The following is a 14,041-nucleotide window of genomic DNA, read 5'->3' as shown; positions in this document are numbered from 1 at the left end:
CGTCCTAGCAGAAGGGGATACCCTTCCACACCGTGAGGAAGGAGTGCTGTGGTTACTGGTCGTCACCTGCTTACTCTGCAGACCCAGCCTCGGCAGGTGCTGGGCAAAAAGGTGAAGCGCTTGCGGCAGGAGGGGTGGACACCTCTGCACCTCTACGGGCCGGGCGTCGCATCGCGCCCCTTGCAGGCCCGCACTGGTGAGGTACGCAAGGCCCTGGTGCAGGTGGGGCGCAGTAAACCCCTCTTTGTCTCCATTCAGGGGGAGGAGGGCACCCACTTGGCCTTCGTGCGGGAGATTCAGTTCCATCCCCTGACCGAAGAGGTTCTGCACGTAGACCTCTACCGTGTGGATGTTACTCAGCGGGTGGAGGCGGAGGTGCCCCTGGTTGTGGAGGGGCAGGCCCCGGCGGTAACCTCCCTGGGGGGCACCCTCATTATCCCCCACCATACCCTGACGGTGGAGGGCCTCCCGTTGGAAATTCCCGAAGCCCTGCGGGTGAACATTGCGTCTTTGGACTCCTTTGACAAGGTGGTGCGGGTGAAGGACCTGTCCTTGCCGGCGGGGGTGGTGGTCAAGGCCGACCCCGAGGATGTCATCGTGCTGGTGGCTCCGCCGCGGGTGGAGGCCGTGGAGGCCCCTCCTGGCGCGGCCCCTGCGCCCGCCGAGGTGGAGGTGGTGCGCCCCGAGCGCAAGGCGAAGGAAGAAGAGGGAGAGGAGTAGTCGTGGCTTTTCCCCGAAAGCCTGGTGTGGTCTGGCTGGGCCTTGTGGCCCTGGCTGCTCTGCTGGTGGTGCAGTGTGGGGTGTTGCGCTTGCGCCCCGAGACGGCGCCACGCCCCACGCCCACCCCGGCGGGGGCAACCCTTCCTGCGCCGGTGCAGGCTCCCCCGGCCTCCCCGCAGGGCATGCCGCCTGTGGCCGAGGTGGTGGCGCGGGTTACCCCCGCTGTGGTGAGCATCGCCGCCGAGACCCAGGGGGTAGATATCTTCCTGCGCCCCATTCGCGGCGTCAGCACGGGCACAGGTGTCTTGTTTGACCCGGCGGGCTATATCGTTACCAATGACCATGTCATCGCCAATGCCCGACGGGTGCAGGTAACTTTGAGCGATGAACGCACTTTTGAGGCGCGGATTGTGGGGCGCGACCCCCTAACCGATTTGGCGGTCTTGAAGATTAATGCTCCCGAGCCTCTGCCCGCCTTGTCCTTCGCCGACCCCGATACGGTACAAGTGGGGGAGTGGGTCATCGCCATTGGGAACGCCCTCGGCCTCCCCGGGGAGCCGACGGTAACGGTGGGGGTGGTGAGCGCTGTGAACCGCTCCACTGCGGTGGGCGACAGGGTGTATAACGACCTGGTGCAGACCGATGCAGCCATCAACGAGGGGAACAGCGGGGGGCCGTTGGTGAATATGCGGGGCGAGGTGGTGGGGATCAATACCATCGTGGTGCGGGAGGCCCAGGGCATCGGCTTCGCCGTGGGCAACACGACAGTGGTTCCCGTGGTCCGATCCATCGTCGCCAATGGCCGGGTGGTGTGGCCCTGGCTGGGGGTGGGGGTGGACAATGTTACCCCCGGGAAGGCCCTGGAGTTGGGCCTGGCGGTGCGGGAGGGGGTGCTGGTGCAGGGGGTCCAGCGCAACAGCCCCGCCGCGAAGGGCGGCATCCAGCCGGGCGATGTCATCACCGCCCTCAATGGTATCCCTGTGCAGAATGTGCGCAAACTCCAACGCCTCCTGCGGGAGGAGTTCAAGGTCGGCCAGCACATTACCGTGACCATCCAGAGGGGAAACCAGACTTTGGAACGCCCGGTTATCCTGGAGGAGTTCCCACGCCCCACCTAGGGGGGCTGGTGGAAGGAGTTGGGATGGCCTTTGACCTGCTGGTGCGCAACGGGATGGTGGTGGACGGGACGGGCAACCCTTGGTTCCGCGCCGATGTGGCCGTGGAGGGGGAGCGCCTGCGCCTCCTGCGGGGGGATACCGCGGCGGTGCAGGCCATCCGCACCATAGACGCCACCGGCAAGGTGGTGTGCCCCGGCTTCATTGATATGCACGCCCATTCGGCGATGGTGGTGTTGCGGGATCCGCGCCATTTGCCCAAGGTGCTCCAGGGGGTAACCACCGAGGTGGTGGGGGTGGATGGCCTCTCCTATGCCCCCTTCCTTTCGGCCGATGACTTCCAGGTGTTCGCCCATATCAACGCCGGCCTGGACGGACGCCCTCCGCCCGACCTACGCTATGCCTCCGTGGCCGAGTACCTCGGATGCTACGACAACAAGACCTCGGTGAACATCTGCTACCTGATTGGCAACTCGGTGTTGCGCATCGCCGCTATCGGGTGGGAGGAGCGGCGCGCCACCAGCGACGAGGTGCGCCGCCAGCAGGACCTCCTGCGCACGGGGATGCGGGAGGGGGCCTTCGGCCTCTCCACGGGCCTCACCTATCCTCCGGGCTCCTATGCGGACACTCAGGAGCTGATAGACCTCTGTAAAGTGGTGGCCCAAGAGGGGGGCATCTACGCCACCCATGTGCGCTACACTCTGGGCGACCGCTTCGCCGACCCCTTCCGGGAGGCCATCGCCATCGCCCGTGCCAGCGGGTGTGCTTTGCACATCTCGCACTTCCACACCCCGGTGCCTGGGGGAGCGCGTCGCCTTCTGCGCCTGGTCGACGAGGCGCGCGCCCAGGGGGTGCAGGTTACCTTCGATGCCTATCCCTACCCGTATTCCAGTAGCCGTTTGGTTGCTCTGGTGCCTGAGTGGGTCCACAACGGGGGCCCCCAGGCCCTGGTGAAGCGCCTGAAGGACCCCGATGTGCGTTTGGCCATCGCCCGCGACCCGGACTTTTACCGACGGGACTTCGGGAGTGTGCGGGTCACCAACCTGTCCACGGCCAAGTGGCGCAAGTATGACGGGTGGAGCCTGGCGGCTATAGCCCACGACACGGGCAAAAGCATCGTGGACACCCTGTGTTCTCTGCTGTTGGACGAGGATCTGACCCCCTCTTTTGTGGGTCTGGGGGGCAATCCTGTGAACATTCGGGAGTTCTTCCGCCACCCCGCCCACATGGTGGGCACCGATGCCCTGCATTTGGGGGAGCACCTCAACCCCCGCACCTATGGCTCCTACCCTCTGATTCTGGGAGATATGGTGCGGGAGGAGGGCATCCTCACCTTGCCCGAGGCGATACGCAAAATGACCAGCCTGCCCGCCCAGACCTTGGGGATTTCCGACCGGGGCCTCCTGCGGGACGGCTATTACGCCGATATCGTCGTCTTTGACCCCCAGAAGGTGCGGGCGCTGGCTACCCTGGACAATCCCACCGAACCCCCCGAGGGGATAGAGTGGGTGATTGTGAATGGGAAGGTGGTGGTAGAGCAGGGGAGGCATACGGGGGTTTTCCCCGGACGGGCCTTGCGCCACAGGGCGTAGCGTCCCTACCCCAGGCGTTGCCAGCGGTGCAGGGGCCAGTACACCAGCCACGCCCGCCCCAGGATGGCCTCCCGGCGGACGGGGCCAAAAACCCGACTGTCCCGGCTGAAGGGTTCCCCATCCCCGCGCAAAAAGTACTCCCCCTCGCCCAGCGTCCAGGAGCGCGGGCCGGGGGCAGCACCCCCGTTCCCATCCTCTGCGGGGCGCAGGACGCCTTCCCCCGCCTCTTCTACCTTCTCCCCGGGCAAGGCGACAACGCGCTTCACCAGCAGCCTATGGGGGTGATGGGGATCCCGCACCACAACGATATCCCCCCTTTGGGGAGGGGCAGAGCGATAGGCGCTGGTGTCCACCAGCAGGTAGTCGCCGGGGAGAAGGGTGGGGGCCATGCTCCACCCCCGCACCACCACCCGGCGCGCGCGTAGGAAAGCCAGCAGACGACGCATGCCCCCTAGCATCCGGGAGAAACGGGGCAGGTGCACAGCGCCTCCCCATTGACAGGGAGCCTGCCCCCTGCCAAGATACTCCTATCCCTGTCTCAAGTATGGGATAATAATGGAGTAGCCATACTGTGCTCCAGAGGGGGGGAACGGGCGATGGCAGAGAAGGGTAAGCCTAAGACCATCGGCGAGCTGCGCCGCAGCGGGTATCAGGTGCTGTCGGTGCGGGAGGAACTGCGCAAAAACCTCATCCAGAAACTGCGCTCTGGGGAGCGCCTTTTCCCCGGCATCATCGGCTACGAGGACAGCGTCATCCCCCAGATTGAGAACGCTATCCTGGCTGGCCAGGACATCATCTTCCTGGGCGAACGGGGACAGGCCAAGTCCCGCCTGATTCGCCAGCTGGTCTACCTGCTGGACGAGGAGGTGCCCGTCATTGCGGGGTGTGAGATTAACGATAACCCCTACAAGCCCATCTGTAAGGCCTGCCGGGACAAGGTGGCCCAGTACGGCGACCAGGTGGAAATCGCCTGGCTGCCCCGGGAGCGCCGCTATGCCGAGAAGTTGGCCACCCCCGATGTGTCTATCGCCGACCTTATCGGGGAGGTGGACCCCATTAAGGTGGCCGAGGGGCGCTACCTGGCCGATGAACTGACCATCCACTTCGGCCTGATTCCACGGGTGAACCGAGGCATCTTCTGCATCAACGAACTCCCCGATCTGCCCGAGCGCATCCAGGTGGGTCTGTTCAATTTGCTGGAGGAGCGGGATGTGCAAATTCGGGGGTATCTCATCCGGTTACCGTTGGATGTCTATGTGGTGGCCAGCGCCAACCCCGAGGACTATACCAACCGGGGGCGTATCATCACCCCCCTGAAAGACCGCTACGGAGCCCAGATTCGCACCCACTACCCCCGCACCATTGAGGACGAACTGGCCATTGTGGAGCAGGAGCGTGTTCACTTCCCGGATATGGATGAGCGGGTGCAGGTGCCCTCCTTCATGCGGGAGATTGTGGGGGAGTTTACGGCCCTGGCGCGGCGCAGCCCCGACATCAATCAGCGCTCGGGGGTATCGGTGCGCATCACCATCGCCAACTACGAGACCCTGCTGGCCGCCGCCCTACGGCGCGCCATCCGCTACAACGAGGCGGTGGCTGTGCCCCGCATGAGCGATCTACCCTTCCTTTACGCCTCCACCGCCGGCAAACTGGAACTGGAGACGGTGGAGGAGGGGCGGGAGGGACGCATCATTGAGGAACTGTTGAAGAAGGCCGTGCTGAATGTGTTCAACCGCACCTTCAATGTGCGGGAGTTTGACCCTCTGGTGCAGAAGTTTGAAGAGGGGTTGGTGGTGGAGACGGGTGCTTCTATCCCCTCCTTTGTGTATGTGGAGAAACTGCGGGGCATTGAGGGCTTTGAGCCGGCTTTGCGGAAGTTCCACGTGGGGGAAAATGAGGCCCTGTTTGCTTCCGTGGTGGAGTTCGTGTTGGACGGTCTGCACCTCAACCGCCGGCTCAATCGGGAGAGGGTGGAAGGGCGCTTCCGCTATAAAGGGTAGGCCCCCCGTGCCCGGGCCGTGGACGCCGAGGCGGGCAAGGGGATAGGGCTCTATGGGCAAGGGGGGTGCGCTATGGGTGCCCTGACGGGGCAGCCGGCTCCAAACCCTGCTATTCCTCGTCAGGGTCGGCCCCAGCGGGTCAATCGCCTGGCTGCCCGCTTGGGGTGCATCACCACCGCCGCCCAGGCGCGCCAACGCGTCCGCCAGTGGATAGCCCAGCACCTTCCCCCCGATGTGACGGTGGCCCTGGGTTTACCCGAGGTGGACGACCGGCACAAGGCGTGGCGGGTGGCCCTGCTGGAACCCCACAATGGCCTTCTGGTAGGGGAGGTGATGGTGCGGTGTGCCGATGGGGAAGTGATGGGGGCAACGCGCCCTGGTGTTCTGCTGGCCCGTCTGGGGTATGCCCGGGCCCATCCGGTGCCGGCGCCAGTAATCACCCAGCGTCCCCTCATCCAAGACCCTCTGCCCTCCCAGGTGGTGTGTGGGGATGCTCGCCTGGTGCTCCCCGCTCTCCCCGACGGGTGTGTGCACCTGGTGCTCACCTCGCCCCCTTACTACAACGCCCGTCCCCAGTATGGGGAGTTCCCCGACTACCCCTCCTACCTGTCCATGCTGGAGGAGGTGTTCGCCCAGTGCCATCGGGTGTTGGCCGAAGGGCGGTTCCTGATCGTCAACGCCTCCCCGGTGCTGGTGCGACGGCCCAGCCGCAGCCGCTCCAGCCGGCGTATCCCCGTCCCCTTTCACATCAACGCCATCCTGGAGCGCTTGGGCTTTGACTTCCTGGATGACATCATCTGGGTGAAGCCCGAGGGGGCGGGGTGGAACACGGGGCGGGGCAGACGCTTCGCCGCCGATCGCCATCCCTTGCAGTATAAGCCTGTCCCGGTAACCGAGTACTTCCTGGTCTACCGCAAACAGACGGAGCGCCTGATTGACTGGAACATCCGCACCCACCCTGATAGGGAGGCGGTAGCGGCGTCGACCATTGACGATGGATATGCGGTTACCAATGTGTGGTATGCCCGTCCAGCCCATCATCCCCACCATCCCGCCGTGTTTCCCCTGGAGATTGTGGAGCGCCTGGTGCGCTATTATTCCTTTATCGGGGATGTGGTGTTGGACCCCTTCGCAGGGGTGGGGACGGTGGGCAAGGCGTGCCTGAAGTTGGGGCGGCGGTTCATTTTAGTGGATGCGGAGCCAGCGTATTGTGCGGTGATGCGCCGCGAATTGGGGATGGAGGCGTCTATCCCTCAGGAAGGTATCGGCGATGGGCTGAGGCCTCACACAGGCCCAAAGGGGTAGGGTCAGTATGGTGTTCTACAGGTATTCCCGGTGGGACGGCACGCAGGCCGAGTTTCCTCTTCATGAAGACGACATCATGGAGCAGTTGTCCGAGAGCCTAATGGGGCAGGGGGATGTGGCCACCGCTCTGCGTTCCCTGATGCAGAGGGGCCTACGGGGGCGCTATGGCCAGCGCCTGCCCGGCATCCAGGAACTCCTGCAGCGTCTGCGCCAGCGCCGCCAAGAGGTGTTGGACAGGTATAACCTCTCGGGGGTGTTGGGCACCATCCAGAAGGAACTGGAGGCCATCCTGGGCCTGGAGCGGGAGGCCCTCGTCCGGCGCGCCCAGGAGACGGCCCACAAACTCCAGACCCTTCAGCAGGAGGGGAAGGGGAGCACCCTGGAGGGGGATCTCCTGCGCCGCCTCCAGCGCGCCGTGGAGCAGGCTCTGCGCTTTCTGGACGGCCTTCCCCAGGAACCTGCCTCGGCCATCCAACGCCTCAAGGACTACGAGTTCACCAGCGCCGAGGCCAAAGAGCGCTTTGACCGTCTGCTGCAGGCGTTGCAACAGCAGGTGCTCCAGCGCACATTCCACGATATGCTGGAGGGGTTACAAGGCCTCACCCCCCAAGACATCCAGCGCCTCAAAGAGTTTGTGCGTGACCTCAACCGTCTTCTGGAACAGCGCCGGCAGGGGGGCCAGCCCAACTTCTCCCCGTTCATGGAGCGCTGGCACCACCTCTTCGGCGCCCAGCGCCCCACCACCTTGGAGGAACTGGTGGAGCATCTCCAGCGCCAGGCGGCCCACCTGGAATCCCTTCTGCAGAGCCTCTCCCCCCACCAGCGTCACCAGTTGGAGAAGATCTTACAACAGGCCCTGCAAGACCCGGAACTGGCGGAGGAACTGGCCCGCCTGGCCATCAACCTGGAGGACCTGTTCCCCATGGGGGCTTTGCGCCGGGAGTATCCCTTCCAGGGGCAGGAGCCTCTGGATTTGCCTCAAGCTCTGGATGTGATTGCGCGCCTGCAACAAATGGATGAGCTGGAGCGCCAACTGCGGCGGTTCCAGCAGGGCACTCCGGGAGGCATAGACACGAGCCTGATGGAGCAGGTGCTCGGCCCCGAGGCGGCCCAGGAGGCAGCCTACCTGCAACGCCTGGCGGATGTGTTGGAGCAGGCGGGCTACATCCGACGCATCGGGGGGCGGCTGGAGCTGACCCCCAAGGGGGTGCGCAAAATAGGCCAGAAGGCCCTATACGAAATCTTCGCCTATATCCGTCGCCACCGCACGGGGGAACACCCCTCCCGTTGGCGGGGCGGTCCCGGCGAGCGCACCTCCCATACCCGCCCCTGGGAGTTCGGAGAGCCTTTCGACCCAGACCTGTTGCGGACCCTGTTCAACGCTTTGCTCCGCCACGGCCCCCGCACCCCGGTGCGTCTCCACCCCAAGGACTTTGAGGTGTTCCAGAGCGAACAGTTCGTCCAGTCCAGCACCGTGCTGCTGATAGACCTCTCCCTCTCCATGGCCATGCGGGGCAACTTCCTGGCCGCCAAGAAGGTGGCCCTAGCCCTGGACAACCTTATCCGCACCCAGTTTCCCCGTGACCGCTTCCACATCGTGGGCTTCTCCACCTATGCGCGGGAGGTGAAGCCCGAGAAGCTCCCGTACCTGACATGGGACGAGTTTGACCCCTACACCAACATCCAACACGGGCTAATGCTCGCCCAGAAACTGCTGGCCCGGTGCACCGGCACCCGCCAAATCCTGATGATCTCCGACGGGGAGCCCACCGCCCACCTGGAGGGGGGGCAGTTGTTCCTCCAGTATCCCCCCAGCCCGCGCACCATTCGGGAGACCCTGAAAGAGGTCAAGCGGTGCACCAGCAAGGGCATCATCATCAACACCTTTATGCTGGACCGCAACTCCTACCTGATGGACTTCGTGGACCAGATGACCCGTATCAATCGGGGGCGGGTGTTCTACACCAGTCCCGAGCGCCTGGGCCAATACATGCTGGTGGATTACCTCACGGGGCGGCGGCGTCTGCTGGCGTAGGGGCTATGACCGCCCCTGCAGGCAGGATGCAGCAGGTCGCAAACGGCATCCCCCAGCAGGTTGAAGCCGAAGACCACCAGGCTCACGGCGATGCCCGGGGCCTGGGGAATCCAGGGGGCCAGTTGGGCGTAGTTGGTGGCAGTGCCGAACGGGTCGCGCCCCCACGACGGTGTGGGCGGGGGATGCCCATCCCTAGGAAACACAGGGAGGCCTCCGTACCAATAGTCCCGCCCACAGTGGCCGTGGCTACGATACCAGGGGTGTAAAGGAAGAGAAAGTTACCGTCACGAGGACGGGCAGTCTCCCCTCCTGGGGAGCAAAGGGTGCTCGGAAGGGGTTCTGGAGGAACAGGGGAGCTACCCGTCGGCCTACCACACTCCCTCTACAGCAGGGAGGGGAGACACCTTCTGGAAGCTGTGATCCCGTGCTGGGCGCTTTGGCGATAAGCCCTCTAGGGTCGACTTCTCACCGGTTGTCCCCGCAGCCATCCTGGCGCCCACCAGTTCCAGTCCCCCAGCACACGCATGGTCGCCGGTACCAGCAAGGCCCGCACCACTGTGGCGTCCAACAGCACGGCCAGGGCCACCCCCACCCCTAACGCCTTGATGAGCACGATGTCCCCGATCACAAAGGAGGCGCACACCACAAACAGGATGAAGGCGGCGCTGGTGACGATGCGCCCCGTCTTCTCCAAGCCCAGAGCCACGCTCCGCGTGTTGTCCCGGGTGGCGTCATACTCCTCCTTGATGCGGGCCAGCATGAACACCTCATAGTCCATGCTCAGTCCGAACAGGACACAAAAGAGAAGGATGGGGATCGTAGCCTCCGTGTAGCCCTCCGCCTCAAAGCGCAAAAGCCCGCTGAAGTTGCCCTCCTGGAAGATGAACACCAAGGCTCCATAACTGGCCAAAATGCTGAGGGTGTTCAGCATGACCGCCTTCAGGGGCAATACCACAGAACGGAACAGCACCAGCAACGACAGGTAAATGGCACCCGCCACATAGACCACCACCCACGGGAACTGCCCGTACATCAGGTCGACGGCGTCCATAATGTCGGCGGTGGCACCCGTTACCATTACCGTGAACCCCGTGGTCGCCCCCTGCTGACGGATAGAACGCACTAACGCCTTGCTCTCCTCCGACAGCGGGGGGTGCTTACTATACACACGCATGTAGGTAACATCGGGGCGGGCGAGGGTCTCCACAGCAGAGCGCAAGGCGGGGTCGGGGATCTCGGTCGGATGGGCATACAGGGCCGCATACTGCTCGGCCGTCAGGCGGGGATCCAGGGTGACGATGCTCTCCACCCGCCCTACACGGGGGTCTTGGGCCAAACTCTGGGCGAAGGTGTAGAGCCTCTGCACCGCCTCGGGGCGCAAGATGCCCTGGGGGTCTTGCACCGTGACCAGGATGGGAGCCAGTTCCCCTTCGCCAAACTCCTGTGCCAGCACTTCCCAACCCTGGCGCGCTTCTGCCCCCGGGGGGAGGATGGACGACCACAGGGCCCCGATGCGCACCCGCAGGAAGGGGCTCCCCATCAGCAGAAGCACGCCTAGCACGACGGCGATGACCACCCACGGCCGACGCATCACCGCCAGGGCGATGCGCCGCCACCAGGTCTCCTGTACCTCGCGCATGGGGAGGATGGATAGGGCATTGACCCGCGCCCCCAATACCGCTAAAAGAGCGGGGAGGGCTGTCAAGGCCGCCACCATGCTAAAGGCCACTACCAGAATGCCCCCCACGCCGATGGAGCGGAGCATCATATATTGGAACAGCAGGAGACCCGAGAGACCCAGAATGGTGGTAAGGCCCGAAAAGGCGAGGGCTCGCCCGGCCCGATCCACGGCGATGGCTACCGCTTCGTCCCGCGGGTGCTGGCGCAACTCCTCCCGAAAACGGCTCACCACCAACAATGCGTAGTCCACAGCCATCCCCAGACCCAGCACGGTGGCGATGTTCAGGGCGAAGATAGATATATCCGTGGTGCGGGAGAGGAGGGCAATAAGGGCTAGGGTTACCGCCACACCTGCTGCCCCTACAATGAGGGGCACCGCCGCCGCTACCAGCCCTCCAAACACAAGCACCAACGCCACCAACACTATGGGGAGGGTAATCACCTCGGCACGGCGTAGGTCGCGCTCGGCGATGTGTTGCACCTCCGAGAAGATAGGGATGCCCCCTGTGGCCCACATCTGCATCTCTGGGGGTGTAGCCACCAAGCGCCGCAGATCCTCGTAGATGTCCATGGCGTCGTCGATGCTCCCCCGTAGGAACACCAGGGCGTAGGCCGTGTCGCCATCGGCCGAGACCATGCGGGGGTTGAGGCTTCCATAGTGGGTAATGATGTCCCGCACGGCGGGGTGGGACCGTAGGGGCGCTAATGCCTGCTCTTCCAGGGCGATGAAGGCGGGATCGGTGGCCCGCAGGGTGGGATGCTGGAACACAAAGGTGATGGTCGCTTCGGCAAGGCCGAAACGCTCCTTGAGGAGGGTCAGGGCGCGTTCGGATTCCACATCGGCCCGCCCGAAGCCCGACTTGAGATATTCCCCCGCTCGAGGCGCCAGGGGCAGAGCCAGCGCCAGAAGTATCACCCACACCCCCAGCACCACCCACCGCCAGCGTACCATCAGCAGACCCCAACGGTAGAGCATACACTCCTCCTTCTCTCTATCTTACCTTTGGTCGGGAAATCTTTCACAAGGGGGGGAGATGCCGTGTGGTAACCTATGTATGGAGGTGCCGTGTGGGTTTGGGGTTTTTACGGTGGCTGGGGAGAGTGCTGGCGCTGGGCATCGTGGTGGCGGGTATTGGGGCGTGTGCGCCCGGCCCGGCGTCTTTGGAGGAGCGCGCTCAGGCCCTTGACCGCCAACTCATCTGCCCCGTCTGCCCGGGGGAGACGATAGACCAGTCCCGCGCCCAGCAGGCCAAGGAGATGCGGGAGGCAGTGCGGGAGATGCTGGCCCAGGGCAGGACAGAGCAGGAAATCCTGCAGTACTTTGTGGAGCGGTTCGGGCCGGGGGTGTTGGCGGCTCCTCCCGCCCAGGGGGGCCATTGGCTGGTGTGGCTGGTGCCCCCCGCCGGAGTGGTCGTGGCGGTGCTCCTGCTGTGGTGGGCAACGCGGGGGATGATGGCCCCCCGCCCTTCTGCCCCGCCGCCTATGGACGACCTGGAGCCGTATCTGAAGGCTGTGGACGAGGCTGTGCAGGAGCGGTTAGCCCAGCGTCGTCCGTCGGGGGGGCGCGCAAGCCCGTAGGGGGAACCTATGGCAGCCGATAGTGGTCTTGTGGCGATGGTGCTGGCTTTGGCTTTGGCGGGGTATGGGGCGGTGGGGTCGTTCCTGGGGGCGTGGCGACAGCGCCCCCTCCTTGTGGAGAGCGCCCGCTGGGCCCTTTACCTCGTCCCCGTGATGTTGGCTGTCTCCATCGCAGGGCTGATCGGGGCCTTCCTGGGGCGGGATTTCTCGGTGCGGTATGTCTTTGAGAACAGCAACCGCGCCTTGGATTGGCACTTGACGTGGGTGGCCTTCTACGCAGGCAACCAGGGGTCGTTGCTGTTCCTGGCCTTTGCGATGGCGGTGCTGGGTGCCCTGGCAATACGCTTTGCCCCCCGCCGCACCCAACCTTTCCTGCCCTATACGGCGGGCGTGCTGGGACTGTTCACCGTATTCCTGTTGGCCGTAACCCTGGCGTTGGCCAACCCCTTCGCCCGTCTGCCCTTCACCCCTCCCGATGGGCGGGGCATCAACCCCCTGTTGATTCACTACGGGATGTTCATTCATCCCCCCACGATGATGACGGGGCTGGTGTCGGTGGCAGTGCCCTTCTCCTTTGGGATGGGGGCTTTGCTGGCGGGGCACAAGGGCTCGGCCTGGTTGGATGCGGGGCGTCCCTGGGGGCTGGTGGCGTGGCTCCTGCTCAGCATGGGCAACCTGTTCGGGGCGTGGTGGGCCTATACCATCCTGGGCTGGGGAGGCTACTGGGCGTGGGACCCGGTGGAGAACGCGGGGATTATGCCCTGGTTCGCCATGACCGCCTTCATCCACTCGGCTATGGTGGAGGTGCGGCGGGGTCTGTTCCGCACCTGGAACTATGCGCTGATCATTTTGGCCATGGGGTTGGCCCTGTTCGGGATGTTCATGAACCGGGGGGGGCCGGTGCCGTCGGTGCACTCCTTCGCCCAGTCTACGATGGGGTGGGTGTTCTTGGCCTTTATGGGTGTGGTGGTGGTGAGCGCCGTGCTGGTTCTGATGTGGCGAGCCCCTTCTTTGAAGAGCGCGGGGGGGCTGGAGTCCTCCTGGTCGCGGGAGGCGGCGTTTCTGTATAACAATCTGGTGCTGTTGGCCATCACCTTCACGACCCTGTGGGGGGAAATTTACCCTCTCATCTCCCAGGTGTTTTTCGGCGAGGCAGTTACGGTGCGGGCGCCCTTTTATAACCGCATCAACGGCCCGCTGTTTTTGGCGCTGCTGTTCCTTATGGCATTAGGGCCCTTGCTGCCGTGGCGGAGGGCGACTTTGGCCTCGGTGCGGGAGGCTTTCCTGGTGCCAGGGGGTACGGCGTTGGTCATAGTAGCCGTTTTGCTGGCTGTGGGAATCCGCAAGCCCTATGCGGTGGTCTCGTTCGCCATCTTGGGGATGGTAGCGGCGGCCATCCTTAAAGAGTGGGTGCACGGAACGTGGGTGCGTCACCGGAGGGGCGAGGGGTGGCTGACGGCTTTTCTGCGCCTGCTGGTAAGTAATCGCCCCCGCTACGGAGGGTATGTGGTGCATCTGGGCATCGTGGTGCTGGGGCTGGGGGTCACGGCGTCTACCTTTTACGGCGTTCAGCGGGATGTGGTGCTCCGCCCGGGGGAACAGGTAACGGTAAACGGGTGGACGGTCCAGTTCCTTGCCTCTCGCGTGCAGGTGCGGGGCGACCGGGAGGAGCAGTTGGCGACACTAGCCGTTTACCGTGACGGGAGGCTGGAGGGCCTCTATACGCCGTGGACGGCTTTCTTCCCCACTTCGCCCATCGGGCCAGTGGTGGCGACCCGTGCCGCCATCCGCTCCACGCCTGCCGAGGATCTGTACATGATCGCCAGCGAGTTTCTCGAGGATGGAAGCGTGCTGTTCCGCGTGATGGTCAACCCGATGGTGTGGTGGATGTGGTTTGGGGCGGGGCCGCTGGCGGTGTTGGGGGTGGTGGTGTCCCTGTGGCCCCAGAGGCGGGCGGCGCTGGCCACTGCGCCGGGCTATGAGGGGGCTGTACCTCAACCCGTGCGCCCGTAGGGG

Annotated in this window: 11 protein-coding genes; 8 read left to right on the top strand and 3 right to left on the bottom strand. The window is 64.5% G+C overall.

The annotated features are described in order from the left end of the window. Positions 1 to 48 precede the first annotated feature (48 nt). Genes NZ951_02455 through NZ951_02445 form a run of 3 tightly spaced genes read left to right on the top strand, consistent with a single transcriptional unit; the run spans position 49 to position 3,427 of the window. Entirely contained in the window at positions 49 to 720 is a 672-nt protein-coding gene (locus tag NZ951_02455) for a 50S ribosomal protein L25 (protein ID MCS7206780.1), read from the top strand. Positions 721 to 722: 2 nt separating this feature from the next. Beyond that, entirely contained in the window at positions 723 to 1,838 is a 1,116-nt protein-coding gene (locus NZ951_02450; GenBank protein MCS7206779.1) for a trypsin-like peptidase domain-containing protein, read from the top strand. 8 nt (positions 1,839 to 1,846) lie between these two features. Beyond that, positions 1,847 to 3,427 carry a D-aminoacylase gene (locus tag NZ951_02445; protein ID MCS7206778.1) on the top strand — a complete coding sequence of 527 codons (1,581 nt, stop codon included), beginning with the start codon at positions 1,847 to 1,849 and terminating at the stop codon, positions 3,425 to 3,427. Positions 3,428 to 3,432: 5 nt separating this feature from the next. Here NZ951_02445 and lepB read toward each other — a convergent pair whose 3' ends face one another. Next, positions 3,433 to 3,909: a signal peptidase I gene (gene lepB, locus NZ951_02440; GenBank protein ID MCS7206777.1), complete on the bottom strand. Its 477-nt coding sequence runs from the start codon at positions 3,907 to 3,909 to the stop codon at positions 3,433 to 3,435. Positions 3,910 to 4,023: 114 nt separating this feature from the next. On the opposite strand from lepB, the gene NZ951_02435 reads away from it, so the two are divergent. The 3 genes from NZ951_02435 to NZ951_02425 all read left to right on the top strand — a co-directional run bounded on the left by NZ951_02435 (position 4,024) and on the right by NZ951_02425 (position 8,767). Then, positions 4,024 to 5,427, top strand: a complete 1,404-nt coding sequence (locus tag NZ951_02435; GenBank protein MCS7206776.1) for a magnesium chelatase — start codon at positions 4,024 to 4,026, stop codon at positions 5,425 to 5,427. Positions 5,428 to 5,499: 72 nt separating this feature from the next. Then, positions 5,500 to 6,732, top strand: coding sequence for a site-specific DNA-methyltransferase (locus tag NZ951_02430; protein MCS7206775.1), 1,233 nt, complete (start codon positions 5,500 to 5,502; stop codon positions 6,730 to 6,732). 7 nt (positions 6,733 to 6,739) lie between these two features. Then, positions 6,740 to 8,767, top strand: coding sequence for a VWA domain-containing protein (locus NZ951_02425; GenBank protein MCS7206774.1), 2,028 nt, complete (start codon positions 6,740 to 6,742; stop codon positions 8,765 to 8,767). On the opposite strand, the gene NZ951_02420 is transcribed toward NZ951_02425, so the two are convergent. Both NZ951_02420 and NZ951_02415 read right to left on the bottom strand, forming a co-directional pair. Beyond that, on the bottom strand, positions 8,734 to 8,970 hold the full coding sequence (locus NZ951_02420) for a hypothetical protein (GenBank protein ID MCS7206773.1): 237 nt from the start codon (positions 8,968 to 8,970) through the stop codon (positions 8,734 to 8,736). The genes NZ951_02425 and NZ951_02420 overlap by 34 nt on opposite strands. 248 nt (positions 8,971 to 9,218) lie before the next feature. Further along, the gene (locus NZ951_02415) at positions 9,219 to 11,423 is read right to left on the bottom strand and encodes an MMPL family transporter (GenBank protein MCS7206772.1); all 2,205 of its coding nucleotides are present in this window, start codon (positions 11,421 to 11,423) and stop codon (positions 9,219 to 9,221) included. Between the two features lie 65 nt (positions 11,424 to 11,488). On the opposite strand from NZ951_02415, the gene NZ951_02410 reads away from it, so the two are divergent. Both NZ951_02410 and ccsA read left to right on the top strand, forming a co-directional pair. After that, the gene (locus NZ951_02410; protein ID MCS7206771.1) at positions 11,489 to 12,025 is read left to right on the top strand and encodes a cytochrome c-type biogenesis protein CcmH; all 537 of its coding nucleotides are present in this window, start codon (positions 11,489 to 11,491) and stop codon (positions 12,023 to 12,025) included. Between the two features lie 9 nt (positions 12,026 to 12,034). Further along, positions 12,035 to 14,038, top strand: coding sequence for a cytochrome c biogenesis protein CcsA (gene ccsA, locus NZ951_02405; protein MCS7206770.1), 2,004 nt, complete (start codon positions 12,035 to 12,037; stop codon positions 14,036 to 14,038). Positions 14,039 to 14,041 lie beyond the last annotated feature (3 nt).

This window comes from Dehalococcoidia bacterium, assembly GCA_025060295.1.
Taxonomy (GTDB): domain Bacteria; phylum Chloroflexota; class Dehalococcoidia; order Lucifugimonadales; family HRBIN23; genus HRBIN23.
The sequence above is the reverse complement of the archived record's forward strand: the minus strand, read 5'-3'. Positions and strand labels throughout refer to the sequence as shown.